16 protein-coding genes and 1 riboswitch are annotated in these 14,963 nt (G+C 53.4%); of the genes, 9 read left to right on the top strand and 7 right to left on the bottom strand.

Annotation, left to right across the window (positions count from 1 at the left end; translation table 11 throughout):
• The first annotated feature begins 30 nt into the window (after positions 1-30).
• The 3 genes from H6F46_RS05515 (at position 31) to H6F46_RS05505 (ending at position 3,636) form a co-directional block, all read left to right on the top strand.
• The gene (locus H6F46_RS05515) at positions 31-1,218 is read left to right on the top strand and encodes an ATP/GTP-binding protein (protein WP_190353869.1); all 1,188 of its coding nucleotides are present in this window, start codon (positions 31-33) and stop codon (positions 1,216-1,218) included.
• Positions 1,215-2,039: a DUF3226 domain-containing protein gene (locus H6F46_RS05510; protein ID WP_190353868.1), complete on the top strand. Its 825-nt coding sequence runs from the start codon at positions 1,215-1,217 to the stop codon at positions 2,037-2,039. Before H6F46_RS05515 ends, H6F46_RS05510 begins: the two co-directional genes overlap by 4 nt.
• A gap of 124 nt (positions 2,040-2,163) precedes the next feature.
• Positions 2,164-2,336, top strand: a riboswitch (cobalamin riboswitch).
• 136 nt (positions 2,337-2,472) lie between these two features.
• Complete coding sequence (locus H6F46_RS05505) at positions 2,473-3,636, top strand: sirohydrochlorin chelatase (protein ID WP_190353867.1); 1,164 nt, start codon at positions 2,473-2,475, stop codon at positions 3,634-3,636.
• A 150-nt stretch (positions 3,637-3,786) separates the two neighbouring features.
• Here H6F46_RS05505 and rpsR read toward each other — a convergent pair whose 3' ends face one another.
• The 4 genes from rpsR to H6F46_RS05480 all read right to left on the bottom strand — a co-directional run bounded on the left by rpsR (position 3,787) and on the right by H6F46_RS05480 (position 5,655).
• A complete protein-coding gene (gene rpsR / locus H6F46_RS05500; RefSeq protein WP_099532992.1) occupies positions 3,787-4,002 on the bottom strand; it encodes a 30S ribosomal protein S18 in 216 nt (71 codons plus the stop codon).
• Between the two features lie 152 nt (positions 4,003-4,154).
• Positions 4,155-4,349, bottom strand: coding sequence for a 50S ribosomal protein L33 (gene rpmG, locus H6F46_RS05495; protein ID WP_190353866.1), 195 nt, complete (start codon positions 4,347-4,349; stop codon positions 4,155-4,157).
• A 159-nt stretch (positions 4,350-4,508) separates the two neighbouring features.
• Entirely contained in the window at positions 4,509-5,054 is a 546-nt protein-coding gene (locus tag H6F46_RS05485) for an RDD family protein (RefSeq protein ID WP_099532990.1), read from the bottom strand.
• Between the two features lie 175 nt (positions 5,055-5,229).
• Positions 5,230-5,655 carry a biopolymer transporter ExbD gene (locus H6F46_RS05480; protein ID WP_242027792.1) on the bottom strand — a complete coding sequence of 142 codons (426 nt, stop codon included), beginning with the start codon at positions 5,653-5,655 and terminating at the stop codon, positions 5,230-5,232.
• A 306-nt stretch (positions 5,656-5,961) separates the two neighbouring features.
• On the opposite strand from H6F46_RS05480, the gene H6F46_RS05475 reads away from it, so the two are divergent.
• Positions 5,962-6,492: a peroxiredoxin gene (locus H6F46_RS05475; RefSeq protein ID WP_190353863.1), complete on the top strand. Its 531-nt coding sequence runs from the start codon at positions 5,962-5,964 to the stop codon at positions 6,490-6,492.
• 299 nt (positions 6,493-6,791) lie between these two features.
• Here H6F46_RS05475 and H6F46_RS05470 read toward each other — a convergent pair whose 3' ends face one another.
• The 3 genes from H6F46_RS05470 to atpD form a co-directional block, all read right to left on the bottom strand.
• Positions 6,792-7,178, bottom strand: coding sequence for a hypothetical protein (locus H6F46_RS05470; protein WP_099533033.1), 387 nt, complete (start codon positions 7,176-7,178; stop codon positions 6,792-6,794).
• A gap of 344 nt (positions 7,179-7,522) precedes the next feature.
• Positions 7,523-7,924 carry an ATP synthase F1 subunit epsilon gene (gene atpC / locus H6F46_RS05465; RefSeq protein WP_099532987.1) on the bottom strand — a complete coding sequence of 134 codons (402 nt, stop codon included), beginning with the start codon at positions 7,922-7,924 and terminating at the stop codon, positions 7,523-7,525.
• A gap of 107 nt (positions 7,925-8,031) precedes the next feature.
• Entirely contained in the window at positions 8,032-9,483 is a 1,452-nt protein-coding gene (gene atpD / locus H6F46_RS05460) for a F0F1 ATP synthase subunit beta (protein WP_099532986.1), read from the bottom strand.
• An 811-nt stretch (positions 9,484-10,294) separates the two neighbouring features.
• Between atpD and H6F46_RS05455 the strand changes: the two genes are divergently transcribed.
• The 5 genes from H6F46_RS05455 (at position 10,295) to fusA (ending at position 14,946) form a co-directional block, all read left to right on the top strand.
• A complete protein-coding gene (locus tag H6F46_RS05455) occupies positions 10,295-10,717 on the top strand; it encodes a phosphomannose isomerase type II C-terminal cupin domain (RefSeq protein WP_099532984.1) in 423 nt (140 codons plus the stop codon).
• A 220-nt stretch (positions 10,718-10,937) separates the two neighbouring features.
• Positions 10,938-11,279, top strand: coding sequence for an iron-sulfur cluster assembly accessory protein (locus H6F46_RS05450; RefSeq protein WP_099532983.1), 342 nt, complete (start codon positions 10,938-10,940; stop codon positions 11,277-11,279).
• A gap of 232 nt (positions 11,280-11,511) precedes the next feature.
• Positions 11,512-11,892, top strand: a complete 381-nt coding sequence (gene rpsL / locus H6F46_RS05445) for a 30S ribosomal protein S12 (protein ID WP_099532982.1) — start codon at positions 11,512-11,514, stop codon at positions 11,890-11,892.
• A gap of 279 nt (positions 11,893-12,171) precedes the next feature.
• Positions 12,172-12,642: a 30S ribosomal protein S7 gene (rpsG, locus tag H6F46_RS05440; RefSeq protein WP_190353862.1), complete on the top strand. Its 471-nt coding sequence runs from the start codon at positions 12,172-12,174 to the stop codon at positions 12,640-12,642.
• A gap of 228 nt (positions 12,643-12,870) precedes the next feature.
• The gene (gene fusA / locus H6F46_RS05435) at positions 12,871-14,946 is read left to right on the top strand and encodes an elongation factor G (RefSeq protein WP_099532980.1); all 2,076 of its coding nucleotides are present in this window, start codon (positions 12,871-12,873) and stop codon (positions 14,944-14,946) included.
• Positions 14,947-14,963 lie beyond the last annotated feature (17 nt).

Here is a 14,963-nt window from a genome sequence, read left to right as displayed (position 1 = left end):
GCGCTGAAAGTCCTTTCAGTCAAAAACTTTATGGCGAAGAATCATCTAGACAACCTAACTATCCATAAATTCCGAGGACTCCGCGATCTAGAACTCAAAGATCTCGGTCAAGTCAATCTATTAGTAGGCGAGAATAACTGTGGTAAAACCAGTGTCCTTGAAGCTGTCAACCTTTACTGCAATCCATTAGACCTACGGGAATGGATTTCTACTATCAGAAGACGAGAAGGTGACGTGCTGCGTTTCGCTTCATCACCTATTGAGTTACTGCAATGGATATTCGCATATGAGATTGATTCAGATCAAGAAGTCATAAATCAAGGGAAAATCTCTATTGATGGACTGGGAAAGTTTATTGTCAGAAACTTGGATGTATCTTGTGAAGCGATTGAAGAAATTCAGTTAACTGGATCTGATGAAGAGCAAAGTCCTTCGTCTGAAGACGATGTAATGTATGACGGCAAAGGATCTGACTTGCGTCGCGGAATTGAACTAAATATCAATCTAAGTATCGAAAGTGAGCAAGTGCAGCTATGGAGTCAATTCAAGGAACTGGCTCCTGTTAAAATTCAGTTATGGGAAAATCAAGCACTACGATTAGGCTCTGCAAAAAGTAAATCCTATAGGCTCTCAACATCAAATATTACGCTACCGTCTCATCGTTCCGAAACTGCTCAGGCTTTGCTCTATTCAGCAGCAATGTTTGATGAATTACAAGAGCATATCAAGCAAGATATCGTAGATATAATGCAAGAACTTGATCACAATATACAAGACATCTTAATGGTCTACTCTCGCCCTCAAGGTGAGGCTACATCCCGTAGACCAAAGCTACACATTCGCCATACAAAACTTGGACTTGTCCCTGTCAGTATCTTTGGTGATGGGGTTCGCCGATGGCTACATATTGCTCTGACAATTTTTCAAGCCAAAGATGGAATTTTATTGATTGATGAGATTGAGTCAGCTATTCATACAGAGGCTCTTCAAAACATCTTTGCAATGATTGCAAAATGGTCAAAAAAACTGAATGTTCAAGTTTTTGCTACAACACATAGCTTGGAAGCGATCGATGCCATGATTGATGCTGCTGATTCAGCATCAGATTTGGTTTTATATCGATTAGAGCCAACTGAGACCAAAACCAGAGTTGTCCGCCACGACTGGGAGCGCCTCAAGCGCTTGCGTGAAAACTTGGGTCAGGAGGTGCGGTGGTGAGTCAGCAACACTTCCTCATTGTTGTTGAAGGTAATCACGATCAATCTTTCATTGGGCGAGTTCTACAAAAAGCACTTAATTTTCGTAAGTTTGATGGCACACATCAACAGTTAGAGGAAGTCATTGAGCTAGACCGGTTCTGGCGAAAATTTATCCCGCGCTATCCAGTAGGTGACGGAAAAGTTCATGAAAGATTGAATCCACCCTCATTTTTCTATAGCAAGGATCGAAGAATTTGCGCTGGTATATATGCAGGTGGTGGTAGTAGTTTAGTCAGCAATCTTGAACTACAACTCGCAGATAATTCAGGTTATCTCGAATACTTAAGCGGCTTTGCCGTTATTGCTGATTCTGACAAGAAAGCTGTACATAAAGTAGCCAATGACTATTCTGAGAAACTGGCAGATCTCTTTCCAGGATTCGAATTAGCAAAAGACTGTATTGGTCAAGTCATCCAAAGTTCGCCAAGAATGGGTATCTACATCCTGCCTAACAATAAAGATCAAGGCGTTTTGGAACATCTCATTACCCAGTGTGGCAGCCTTGCTTATCCAAACTATATGGACAAAGCAGAGGCTTATATTCAGCAGTTTCTAGATGAAGACAACCAACTCTTAAGTCCATATACTCATCTCAAATGGAAACCATTTGATCGAGAGAAAGCGCTGATTGCAACTGTTGTCAGTGTTTTGCAACCGGGTTGCACAAACACGGTCAGTATTGCTCAAGACAAATGGATATCCCAGGAAACACTAGAGCAAGTGCCAGATATGTTGCAGCTTGTGCAATTCCTCAAAGAGTTGCTGGGGATTGAGGATTGAATTTTCGCGAGTGAACGCCTTAGCTATGCTGAAAGCGGAAGGGTTTGAGGTTGATCGCCCGTGATTGCCATTGTTCCAAATACTGACCCGGCTGGCCCAGCCAGCTCCGATCCCCAGTAGGGGCAATGTACCAGACCGGGCAAGGTGCTAAGGTATTTCGGCAGCTTGGTGGGAAATGGCGGTGAAATTCCGCGACTGTGCCGCAGCCGTGATTGGTGGGGCTGTGCCAACAAATATGCTTAGCCAGCCCTGAGCAAACCATGAGTCGGAATGCCTCCAATCTGCTGGGGCGATCGCGCTGCTTCCCTGTCCTGTGCGAGTGGCATTCGATCGGCTGTGAGCCATTAAAAACGCGGAAACTGATCGCCCCGTCAGTTCAAATCACCCATTCCCTTAGACCCTCGGCGATGCACCGGGGCGCGAACTGAAATCCATGCTGAATGTGTCTGTTAAGTCCGCTGAGTCCGTTGAAGCGATCGCCCCGTCTACCCCTGACAAGTTTCCGCTGCTGTTGATTGGTCACGGCACGCGCGACGACGATGGCCGCCGCACCTTCATGGAGTTTGTGGAAGCCTTTGCGGCCTATGACACCTCGCGGCCCGTCGTTCCTTGTTTTTTGGAGTTGACGGAACCGTCGATTCAAGAAGGGGTCGATCGAATGGTGGCCATGGGCTACCAAGAAATGACCGCTCTGCCGGTGTTGCTGTTTGCGGCGCGGCACAACAAGTTTGATGTGACCAATGAACTCGATCGCGCCCGGGCCCGCCATCCGGGGCTGAAGTTCCACTATGGTCGCCATTTTGGTGTGGCCGATCGCCTGGTGGAATTGTGGCGATCACGCTTGGATGAACTCGATCGGCAAAGTGAGATCCCCCGCGACGAGTCGGTGTTGCTGTTCGTGGGTCGTGGCGCTTCGGATCCCGATGCCAATGGCGATGCTTATAAGTTGGCGCGGGTGCTTTGGGAAGGCAGCGGCTTCAAGGGTTTGGAGCTGTGTTTTAGTGGCATCACGCATCCGCGTTTGGATGCGGGTTGGGAACGGGCTTGGACTTGGAACCCCAAACGGGTGGTGGTGTTGCCGCACTTCCTGTTCACGGGGGCACTGATGAAGCGGATTCATGGCTATTCCGACCAAGCACGGCTTGATCGCCCCGATGTGCAAATCCAATCCCTGCCGGAAATTGGCTTAGATCCCGTCTTGTTTGAGCTGGTGAAGGAGCGGGAACAGGAGGCGATCGCCGGTCAGGTGGCCATGAACTGCGAGCTATGCAAGTTCCGCCGGGCCGTCAGCCGCAATCTGTTGGGCTTGGGTCAGGACGATGGCGAGGCGATCGCCCCGGACGCGATGGCGAGCGGACATCATCACCACGATCATGGCCATAGTCACGATCACGGCCACGCCCATAGTCACGATCACGGGCATCATGCTCACAGCCACGATCACGGCCACAGCCATGGGCATAGTCATGATCACGGCCACAGCCATGGGCATAGTCACGGTCATAGTCATGATCACGGCCATGGGCACAGTCACGATGCGCCCGACCCCTACGCCACTCAAAACGATTATCACGAAAAGGCTTGGCGAGTTCCCTAGGGTTTCGTTGGCAGTTTTTGGACAACACTTGCAAACAAAAGGGGCGATCGAACTAGTCGATCGCCCCTTTTAAACACCTTAAATACAGCGTTTCTAGGCAAAAGGTTTAGAAAAACCCAAAGGCTTAAAAACCAAATGCCAAACGGAGATCTAGGCTTCTTTGTTGATGAATGGCAGTAGGGCCAGGATGCGGGCGCGCTTGATGGCTACAGCCAAATCGCGTTGTTGCTTGGCCGTCAGACCGGTTACACGACGGGGCAGGATTTTGCCGCGCTCGGTGATGAAGCGACGAAGCAGATCAACGTCTTTGTAGTCAATCGGCTCTTCGGGTTTGAGGGGAGAAACGCGACGACGATAGTAAGCCATGGTGATTCGCTAAGGATTCAGGGGTGATTCAGGAAAAACGGGCGGCTCGGCTTGGAAACAGCCGATCGCACCGAGTTCGTATAACGAGACTGCACAATCCGCGACCGGGGCGATCGAGCGCTCCGGGCAAGGACTGGGTTATGGGCGAAAAATTACTTAATTTCGCGGTGCACTGTGTGCTTGTTGCAGTGGGGGCAGAACTTTTTCAGTTCCAAACGCGCGGTGGTGTTGCGGCGGTTCTTTTGGGTGGTGTAGCGCGACACGCCGGGCGAGCGCTTGTCGATGTTGGTGCGGCACTCGGTGCACTCCAGGGTGATCACGAGCCGTACGTCTTTACCTTTAGCCACGGTGGGAAACTCCTAATGGTTCGATCGGTGCAAAGGGTTTGCGATTGGACGATCGTGCGCCGCCGCATTGGCACTGGGCAAAACAGGCGGGGGGCGATCGCCGATCGAGCAGAACTGCTGATTTTGTCCGCAAACGGATTCGGGCAGTTTTGCAGCACTCTATCTTCGCATAAAACGCTCAGTTCGATCGCGCAGGAGACGATACCACCGTTGCACCTTCAAATCTAGGGAAAACCCCCGAGAAGTTTGCACCACAATCGACCCAATCAGGCGATCGTGAAAGGACTGTTGTTGGCGGCTTTCATCCGTAGCCGTCACAATGCCATCGACAATTGCCGGAGCCAAGCAAAGCAGCGCCACCGGGTTCACCTGTGACAACAGGGACAATCCCTGCAAGGCCAACCAAGCTTCAATGCCCACAATGCCCTCCCGTTGGGTCAGCTCCACCATCGTTGGCAGGCGGCGGGTGCGGGGGTTCACCAGTTTGATATCCATGGCCAATCGCCCAATGCTTTGGCCGCGATTATTGGCTACCATCACCACCCGCACCAGGAGCCACAGGATCACAAAAACCGGCAGTTCAAACCCGGCCCCCAACAGGCTGCTGAACAGTCCCGCAATGACCGCATCGATCGCCGTGGCCACACCACGCCGCCACAGGGGCACACGGGGAAGGTAAGGAGCAGGTTCAAGGCGATCGCGCATGGCAGGTGAGCCTAAACAATGAGGAGGAGGGGGAGATCTAATTCAGAATCAACGCATCAGAATCAGCGCAGTGGTCTGCTGCGATTCTCCCCAAATAATGCCATTAATGCCATGGCTCGGAATGCCATAGCTGGGATTGTCATGGCTCGGAATCCCAAGGCTCAGGCTCTTGGGGTTAGGGGTTGCCCGATCTCGTCGCGATCGCCAATTGCAGGTTGGGGATTTGGCGCAACCGATCCATCACTTCCACCACTCGCCCGTGGCTCACGGCTCGATCGGCCTCAATGGCTACGGTGCGCATGGGTTGATCTGGGTTGCGGGGCCCCAACTTTGCCTGCACCAGGGTGGGTAATTGTTCGATCGGGATCGGCTGTCGATCAACTGCCAAATTTCCCGCCGCATCCAGCGTCACCACTGGCATTGACTGGGTTTGGGCTTGGCCTGTGGCGGCGCTGGGCAAGTTCACCGGCAAACCCCGCGATCGGGTCAAGAAAGCCGTAGCCACCACAAAAAACGCCAGAATCGCAAAAATCACGTCCACCATAGGCGTGACGTTAATTTGAAGGGGCGGATCATCATCCGAATCCAGAAAATTCATCATCTGTGCCCCAATTTCAATAACTGCAACGAAATTTAGTCCCGATCTGTTCGCCCACGCTGGGAGTGTCCATGCTGGGAGTGCCCATGCTGGCAGTACCCACGCTCGCAACGGTTAAATCAGTTGAAATTAATGATTGCACTGCGTTGATTTTAGCGACTATCCCTCCTTAGATCGGTTGTGGGCGCATCGATCGCCGACCAAGAGCGATCGCTTGTCAAATTCTTCCCTTGTCAAATCATTTCTTGTAAGTCATAATCATTATGAGTTTAGATAAGATTCCATCTCACCCATAAGGAAGTCACCACCATGCTCGATCGTGTCCCCGATGTTGTGTTCAAAACCCGCGTCCGCGATGAGTCCGTGCCGGGCCCTAACCCCTTCCGTTGGCAAGATCTCAGCACCCAAGACCTCTTCGGTGGCAAGCGCGTTGTGTTGTTTTCGCTGCCGGGTGCTTTCACGCCCACCTGTTCCACCAGCCATCTGCCGCGCTACGAAGAACTCTATGAAGAAATTAAGAGCCTAGGTGTGGATGCGGTGGTTTGTTTGTCGGTGAATGATGCCTTTGTGATGTTTCAATGGGGCAAACAACAAAACGCCCAGAATGTCTTCTTGCTGCCCGATGGCAATGGGGAATTTACTCGCAAGATGGGCATGTTGGTAGACAAGTCCAATCTGGGTTTTGGGATGCGTTCCTGGCGCTATTCCATGGTGGTCAATGACGGCGCGATCGAAAAGATTTTCATTGAACCTGGCTATGGAGACAATGCTCCCAGCGATCCTTTTGAAGTTTCTGATGCTGATACGATGCTGGCTTACTTGAAGTCGGTGCAGTCATAAAAACTGCTCGATCGACTCAATTGATCAATTCAACTGATTGGATTGCTTTGATCGATTCGACTGATTGGATTAGCTGGATCGATTTGATCGGCTTGATCGATCGAGCGGCTTAGCTCAATTAACCCATGTCATCGAGGAGGGGCAAGTTAAAAGACGGGCCCCTCTTTTTGCTGTCGTTCTTGCTGCTGTTTTTGCTGTCGTTTTTTCTGTTAGCTCGGGATGGTTATGGCAATTAGATAGGCATCTTTGGGTTAATTCCAAGATTCATCCCAAGGGTGGGTAGCCATCTTGGCGACCCATTAACGACGCACGCGAGCGGTGAACCCTGCTGCCTTAAATTGCTTGAGCTGGAGTGGTTCCGGTTGGCTGACGGGCACAGAAATCCGAAACTCAAATTCGCTCACGCCGGGCGGAATCTGCTCGATCGCGCCCAAACGAGTGCGATTTTCCATAATGGAATTATCCGTCGCGTCATAGATTCGCCCAAAGATATCCGCATCAAACACCGTTTTTCCCGTGGTGTTGTTTGCCTTGCCATAGACGATGAAGCATTTGGCCGGCAGCGTTGCGCCACCAGAGGTGACGGCCCCAGCGGCCACTTCAGCCGGACATTCCCGATAGTTCAAATCCGACAGCTTGATATTGGTGAGGGCTTGGGCCGCACCAGTGGGAACCATCAGCCACATCAACAAGCCCAACAGGCCGATCGCCCCGCATTGTCCCAGCCGTTTGCTCAGTTGCTGCCCGATCGTCCGCAATAAACCTGAAATTTGCATGATTTTGATCGTTCGGAGGAGATTACCAAAACCCTGACGCGAAGACCGATGGATCCCCGCGACCGGTGAGCAAAGTTGCCTCTTCTCATTAAAAGCGAGATGGATAGAAGCGAAATCGGAACAGGATAAAGAAAAGCGGGATAGGTTTAGCCCTACCCCGCCTTGGATGAGTCAATCCAATCGTTGATCTGAATAATCAAGATCATCAACAAATAGATATTGAGATCGAGAAAATATGAAAATTGGTTGGCGGTCTAAACCGTGCCACCAGCCGCCTGCACCCGAGCACGGGCGCGTTTGAGGGCTTGGGTTGCCTTAATTTTCTCTTGAGGACTGTTAGCGGCAGCTACCCGAGCTTCTGCGTCGGTATATTCTGCTTGGGCGGCGGAACGGTCGATCGAGTCACCCCGTTCGGCTCCATTCACCAGCACCGTCACTTCGTTATCTTCGATTTCAGCAAAGCCACCCATCAGGGCGATCGGCAACCAATCCTTACTGACCCGAACACGCATCACTCCCGTGCCCAACGCCGTCAGCAGCGGCGCGTGGCCGGGTAGGATGCCTAACTGTCCTGTGGTACTCGGCAGGATCACTTCCTCTGCCTGGTTATCCCAAACGGTCTTGTCTGGGGAAATAACACGAACTGTTAAGCTCATAACCTCTTGGCTCGATCGAGCGGAATTGCAACACCGTGAACAAACAACACCAGCGGCAGCGGAGACCGGTTAGCCCAGCCCCCGCATTCCGCAACGCGATTTAAAAACTAGCTATTCAGCAGCTTTTCGCCCTTGGCGATCGCTTCATCGATGTCGCCAACCATATAGAAGGCTTGCTCAGGATACTTATCCAGCTCACCCGACAGGATCAGCTTGAAGCCCTTGATCGTGTCTTCCAGGGTCACGTACTTACCAGGCGAGCCGGTAAACACTTCCGCCACAAAGAACGGCTGCGACAGGAAACGCTCCAGCTTCCGGGCGCGGGCCACCGTCAAGCGGTCTTCTTCAGACAATTCATCCAGACCCAAAATGGCGATGATGTCTTGCAGTTCCTTGTAGCGTTGCAGGGTGGCTTGCACCGCCCGAGCCGTGTCGTAGTGATCGCGACCCACGATCGCCGGTTGCAGCATCGTCGAGGTCGAACCCAACGGATCCACAGCCGGGTAGATTCCCTTAGCGGCCAAGCCCCGGGACAATACCGTGGTACCGTCCAAGTGAGCAAAGGTGGTTGCCGGAGCGGGGTCGGTCAAGTCATCTGCGGGCACGTAGACGGCTTGAATCGAGGTGATCGAACCTTCGGTGGTCGAGGTAATCCGCTCTTGCAGGTCACCCACATCCGTACCCAGGGTGGGCTGGTAACCCACGGCGGAGGGCATCCGACCCAGCAGCGCCGACACTTCCGAACCGGCTTGCACAAAGCGGAAGATGTTGTCCACAAACAACAGCACGTCTTGCTTGTTGGTGTCGCGGAAGTATTCAGCCATGGTCAGACCCGACAGACCAACACGCATCCGTGCTCCCGGCGGCTCGTTCATTTGGCCGTAAACCAGCGCAATCTTGGACTCCTTCAGGTTCTCCTCGTTAATTACGCCCGACTCCTTCATTTCGTTGTAGAGGTCGTTCCCTTCGCGGGTTCGTTCGCCCACACCGGCAAACACCGACACCCCACCGTGCTGGGTGGCAATGTTGTTGATCAATTCCATCATGATCACGGTCTTGCCCACGCCAGCGCCGCCGAACAGACCGATTTTGCCGCCGCGACGGTAGGGGGTCAGCAGGTCAACGACCTTGATCCCGGTTTCGAACACGGAGGGCTTGGTTTCCAGTTCGGTCAGCTTGGGGGCTGCCCGGTGGATGGGAGAAAATTCAGTGGCTTCGACGGGCCCTTGGTTATCAACGGGTTCGCCCAAAACGTTGAAAATGCGGCCGAGCGTGGCTTTACCCACGGGAACGCTGATCGGTGCACCGGTGTCTTGGACTTCCATGCCGCGCACGAGACCATCGGTGCTGCTCATTGCCACAGCACGGACTTGTTGGTCGCCGAGCAACTGTTGCACTTCGCAGGTCACAGAAACTTCTTGACCGGCGCGGTTCGTTCCCTGGACTTTGAGGGCGTTGTAAATGCGGGGCAATTTACCGCCGGGGAACTTCACGTCGATCACGGGGCCGATGACTTGCGTGATGTAGCCGACGTTGGTTTTTTCAGTGGTGGTGACCATGCTCGAGCCTGTGAGTTTATCGCTTCAATGATCTGGGTTGGCTTGCTCGCAAATCCAGTGATCGCGCTGTCGTGGTGGGAGGCACCGGGCGATCGCTGATTGGGGTGCGAGCGGTTTTTCAAACTCGGTGTTAACGGGGCGAACCGCACTGAAGGTACGCCAGCGCGCCTTCATCGGTATTTTTGCCAAGTATCAGATTATCACCGATGCGCCACAGGTCACTGTGAATCCCTGGGGGGCGATCGAATCCCAAGGTTGGGGATCGAGGAACTGGGAAATTATCGGGCGATCGGGAGGCTCTGGTTTTGCGAATTGGCGACTCCTGGGGGGCGCAACAGGGCGATGCCGCTGGGGGATGAATCTGGGGCGATCGGGCGGGTGCTGACGGGTTTGGAGGGGGTTAGTGCTGAGCAGGGAAACTGTTTTCGCCTCAAAATTCCTCGCCTATACTCGAAACAGAGGAATGATCAGGGGGTTCAGCGGCAAAGGGAGCTGAACTGCATCAACCGAAATGTGGGATGTGGATCGATCGGCTGGGAGGTTCCTGAAAGCTCCAGTGGGTCATCAACGGGCGATTAACCTGGCGATCGACTCAATGACCAGTGATTGGCTTCGATTGGCTCCGTGATCAACGCCCAGCGATCAGCACTAAATCAACATCATCCAGATCAACACCATTTGAGCTTGGGTACTTTACCTAGTAAGGGCCGACTCCCCGAATGGCTCACGAGCTAAAGATTTGCAAACGCGCAAGGACAGTCGGTCAGAAATGACCCATAACTGAACACCCACACTCAACGAGGACAGTACGGTGGCTGCAACAAAAACTCAAACTCCCGAGACCGAGAACGGTGTTGCTCCGAAAAACGGACTCAGCACGAACCAAACCGAAGCACGGCCCTGGGGATCTTTTACGGTGTTGGAAGAGGGACGCGGTTACAAAATCAAGCGCATTGAGGTGGGGCCCGGCCATCGCTTGAGCTTGCAGATGCATCACCATCGCAGTGAGCATTGGATCGTTGTCTCAGGCACGGCGCGTGTGGTTTGTGGCGATAACGAGATCATGCTCACGCCCAATCAATCCACCTACGTTCCCCAGTGCACTGCCCACCGGCTGGAGAACCCCGGCACTATTCCCCTGGTGTTGATTGAAGTGCAGAATGGGGAGTATTTGGGCGAAGACGATATCGTTCGTTTTCAGGATGACTACGCCCGCACTCCTGCTGCTAAGTAGGGTAATTGCTTCGATTTAATTTTGATTTGTCTTGCTTGATTGGTCTTGATTTGGCTTGCCCTGATTTTGAATTGAGTCTGTTTGCCTGGGTTTGCCTAAGATCGTGAACGCTGTTGCTATGGCAAGGGTTTCAGGGGTGGCTCTTGGCGTTTGGCGAGCCAAATCACACTTCGCTGACCGCATTTTTTAAACCATTTCTCAAAAATTCTGTTGATTATCCATGTTGGTTCTGTCTGCTGCGGCCCAAGCTGAAGTTCAACGTCTTGCTCAACAATGGGGATTGGAGCAAGGCTGGTTTCGGCTGGAGGTGCGATCGGGAGGATGTCGCTCCTTAACCTATGTCTTGCAGTTCCACCCACCGAGCCAGGCGATCGGCCCTGATGAACAGGCTCTGGAAGGAGATGGTTGGCGGGCGATCGTGCGCGATCATGATTTGCCCTACCTGCGGGGCTTGACGATCGACTATTCCGAAGATTTGGTGGGTGGTAATTTCCGGTTTCAAAATCCCAATGCTCGCAACAATTGCAGTTGTGGGCACTCCTTTGACCATGGCGAATCGTAGCCGATCGATGCGTTTGGTTAAGGGTTGAGGGCGATCGTCTCGAAACCATGACCACCGCAACGGCCAAGAAACGGCAAACCCTGGCGAAACGCCCACCTAGCGAAGCCATTCCCAGAAAGCTGTCAACCTAGCTACGCTTCATTGACAAAGGTAACAGCCCATCCGTATAGTTATAGACCGTGACATTTTATGACCCCATCGAATATCTAGAATCTGCCGGTGCAGTAAGCCCATGCCCACGATTCAGCAACTCATCCGATCTGAGCGCGCCAAAGCTAAGAGCAAAACCAAATCGCCAGCGCTCAAAAGCTGTCCTCAGCGCCGCGGCGTTTGCACGCGCGTGTACACCACCACACCCAAAAAGCCCAACTCTGCCCTGCGTAAGGTGGCACGTGTTCGCCTAACCTCCGGCTTTGAAGTGACAGCCTACATTCCGGGCATTGGGCACAATCTGCAAGAACACTCAGTGGTCATGATTCGCGGTGGTCGGGTAAAAGACCTGCCCGGCGTGCGCTACCACATCATTCGCGGAACCCTTGACACTGCCGGCGTTAAAGATCGTAAGCAAGGGCGATCCAAGTACGGTGCGAAGCGCCCGAAGCCCCAAAAATAATGGTGGTTCCGTAGTCCCGGGCCGGCACTGTTAACCGCAACTTCAACATGGTCAGTTCAACCACTGAAATTGCTCATAACGAAGTTGCCGGTGACTGCTCGGGTGCTTGGTACGCAAAGGAATTAGAAAATCGCGGTTAGCCATTTCAGGCTCCCAGCAAGCACCCATGCAGCCCCCTGACTGAGTGCTGACTGGGTGGCAGATATTCATGGACTTTGCGACACCAAAGTTTTAGTTTGCTTGTTCACGCTCTGATTGTGACCTAACGGCTACTGTTATATGTCTCGTCGCACAACTGTCAACAAACGCCCTGTTCCCCCTGACCCTGTTTACAACAGCCGCCTGGTCAGCATGACCGTTCGCCGGATCATGAAATCCGGTAAGAAGTCGGTTGCTTCCCGGATTGTTTACGATGCCTTCAAGCTGATCCAAGAGCGCACTGGCTCGGAACCGCTTGATATTTTCGAGCGGGCCGTAAAGAATGCAACGCCCCTGGTGGAAGTGAAAGCCCGCCGGGTGGGTGGTGCGACTTACCAAGTGCCCATGGAAGTGCGGAGCGATCGGGGCATTGCCCTGGCCCTGCGCTGGTTGATCCAATTTGCTCGCCAACGCGGCGGCCGCAGCATGGTGAGCCGCTTTGCGAATGAAGTGATGGATGCGGCCAACGAAACGGGTAGCGCAATCCGGAAGCGCGAAGAAACGCACCGGATGGCGGAAGCGAACAAGGCCTTTGCTCACTATCGCTACTAGGTTTCGAGAGTTTCGAGCGTTTGTCACGATGATTCATCGGCTGACAAATGGCTCAGTGCTTCAGTCCTCATGAGTTGAAAACTGAGACAAGCGCTTTGGTGGCAGTGGGGTTCGATCGCACTCTAAATAGCGATCAGCCCAATCTGTTCCCCCGGCGTTCTGTCTTTGTTTCGATTACTTAACAAGGATGTAACATGGTATCTGCGATAGGAGTCCCAGGAGGTTAAAGTGGCCAGATCGATTCCGCTCGAACGAGTGCGAAATATTGGAATTGCCGCCCACATTGATGCGGGCAAAACAACGACGACCGAGCGGATTCTGTATTACTCGGGCGTGGTTCACAAGATCGGTGAAGTTCACGAAGGAACTGCCGTCACGGACTGGATGGAGCAAGAGCGTGAGCGTGGGATCACGATCACCGCTGCGGCCATCAGTACGAGCTGGAACGATCACAAGATCAACATCATTGATACGCCTGGTCACGTGGACTTCACGATCGAGGTGGAGCGCTCCATGCGGGTGCTCGATGGTGTGATCGCGGTGTTCTGTTCGGTGGGTGGCGTGCAGCCCCAGTCGGAAACGGTGTGGCGGCAAGCTGACCGTTACAAAGTGCCCCGGATCGTGTTCGTGAACAAGATGGACCGGACGGGTGCGAACTTCTACAAGGTCTATGGTCAGGTGCGCGATCGCCTGAAGGCCAATGCAGTGCCGATTCAAATCCCGATCGGGGCTGAATCCGAGTTGCGCGGCATTGTTGACCTGGTGAAGATGCGTGCCTACCTCTACACCAACGATCTGGGCACCGACATCCAAGAAACCGATATTCCTGAAGATCTGGTTGACCTGGCTGATGAATATCGCCTGAAGTTGGTGGAAGCGGTTGCAGAAACCGACGATGTCTTGACCGAAAAGTATCTTGAAGGCGAAGAGCTGACCCAAGAGGAAATCAAGGGTGCGCTGCGCAAGGGCACAATCGACGGCACGATCGTCCCCATGCTCTGTGGTTCTGCCTTCAAGAACAAAGGGGTTCAACTGCTGCTTGATGCCGTGGTGGACTACCTGCCCGCCCCGATCGACGTGCCCCCGATTAAGGGTCTGCTGCCCGACGGTTCGGAAGTGACCCGTCCGGCCGACGACAACGCGCCCCCGGCAGCCCTGGCCTTCAAGATCATGGCTGACCCCTACGGTCGCTTGACCTTCATCCGGGTCTACTCCGGCGTGATCACCAAGGGTAGCTATGTCTATAACGCCACCAAGGGCAAGAAAGAGCGGATTTCGCGCTTGATCGTGCTCAAAGCTGACGAACGAATCGAAGTAGACGAAATGCGTGCTGGCGACCTCGGCGCAGCCCTGGGTCTGAAGGACACCATCACCGGCGACACGATTTGTAGCGAAAGCGACCCGGTCATTCTGGAATCCCTGTTCATTCCTGAGCCGGTGATCTCGGTGGCCGTTGAGCCGAAGACCAAGCAGGACATGGAAAAACTGTCCAAGGCCCTGCAATCCCTCTCGGAAGAAGATCCGACCTTCCGCGTCAGCATTGACTCGGAAACCAATCAAACCGTGATCGCTGGGATGGGTGAGCTGCACCTCGAAATCCTAGTAGACCGGATGATGCGGGAATTCCGCGTGGAAGCCAACGTGGGTGCGCCTCAGGTGGCGTATCGCGAAACCATCGGCAAGGCTGCCAAAGCAGAAGGCAAGTTTGTTCGCCAGAGCGGTGGTAAGGGTCAATACGGCCACGTGGTGGTTGAAATTGAGCCGGGCGAACCGGGGACGGGCTTTGAGTTCGTCTCGAAGATCGTCGGTGGTGTGGTGCCGAAGGAATACATCGGCCCTGCGGAACAGGGGATGCGCGAAGCTTGCGAATCCGGTATCCTAGCAGGCTACCCACTGATCGATGTGAAGGTCACCATGGTCGATGGGTCTTACCACGATGTGGACTCGTCGGAAATGGCATTCAAAATTGCTGGCTCCATGGCTGTCCGCGAGGCGGTCATGAAAGCAGCACCCGTCCTCCTTGAACCTTTGATGAAGGTTGAGGTTGAAGCTCCTGAAGAGTTTCTCGGTGACGTGATGGGGAACCTCAACTCCCGTCGCGGTCAAATCGAAGGGATGGGTTCCGAGAGCGGAACGGCCAAGGTTGCTGCTAAAGTACCTCTGGCAGAAATGTTTGGTTATGCCACCGACATTCGCTCGATGACGCAAGGCCGCGGTATCTTCTCGATGGAGTTCAGCCAATACAGCGAAGTTCCTCGCAACGTCGCTGAGGCGATCATCGCGAAGAGTAAGGGGAACGCATAGCAAGGAAAAGGAACGCA

The organism is Limnothrix sp. FACHB-1083, from assembly GCF_014696485.1.
Classification (GTDB): domain Bacteria; phylum Cyanobacteriota; class Cyanobacteriia; order CACIAM-69d; family CACIAM-69d; genus CACIAM-69d.
This window is presented reverse-complemented; position numbering and strand designations above follow the sequence as displayed.

What these genes read in the sequence shown, in the direction of transcription:
- H6F46_RS05505 (WP_190353867.1), top strand. Translation starts at nt 2,473, where the DNA reads ATGCTGAATGTGTCTGTTAAGTCCGCTGAGTCCGTTGAAGCGATCGCC.
- H6F46_RS05470 (WP_099533033.1), bottom strand. Translation starts at nt 7,178, where the DNA reads ATGTGGCTGATGGTTCCCACTGGTGCGGCCCAAGCCCTCACCAATATC.
- atpD (WP_099532986.1), bottom strand. Translation starts at nt 9,483, where the DNA reads ATGGTCACCACCACTGAAAAAACCAACGTCGGCTACATCACGCAAGTC.
- H6F46_RS05450 (WP_099532983.1), top strand. Translation starts at nt 10,938, where the DNA reads ATGTTGGTTCTGTCTGCTGCGGCCCAAGCTGAAGTTCAACGTCTTGCT.
- rpsG (WP_190353862.1), top strand. Translation starts at nt 12,172, where the DNA reads ATGTCTCGTCGCACAACTGTCAACAAACGCCCTGTTCCCCCTGACCCT.
- H6F46_RS05480 (WP_242027792.1), bottom strand. Translation starts at nt 5,655, where the DNA reads ATGATGAATTTTCTGGATTCGGATGATGATCCGCCCCTTCAAATTAAC.
- H6F46_RS05475 (WP_190353863.1), top strand. Translation starts at nt 5,962, where the DNA reads ATGCTCGATCGTGTCCCCGATGTTGTGTTCAAAACCCGCGTCCGCGAT.
- rpsR (WP_099532992.1), bottom strand. Translation starts at nt 4,002, where the DNA reads ATGGCTTACTATCGTCGTCGCGTTTCTCCCCTCAAACCCGAAGAGCCG.
- H6F46_RS05485 (WP_099532990.1), bottom strand. Translation starts at nt 5,054, where the DNA reads ATGCGCGATCGCCTTGAACCTGCTCCTTACCTTCCCCGTGTGCCCCTG.
- rpsL (WP_099532982.1), top strand. Translation starts at nt 11,512, where the DNA reads ATGCCCACGATTCAGCAACTCATCCGATCTGAGCGCGCCAAAGCTAAG.
- H6F46_RS05515 (WP_190353869.1), top strand. Translation starts at nt 31, where the DNA reads ATGGCGAAGAATCATCTAGACAACCTAACTATCCATAAATTCCGAGGA.
- atpC (WP_099532987.1), bottom strand. Translation starts at nt 7,924, where the DNA reads ATGAGCTTAACAGTTCGTGTTATTTCCCCAGACAAGACCGTTTGGGAT.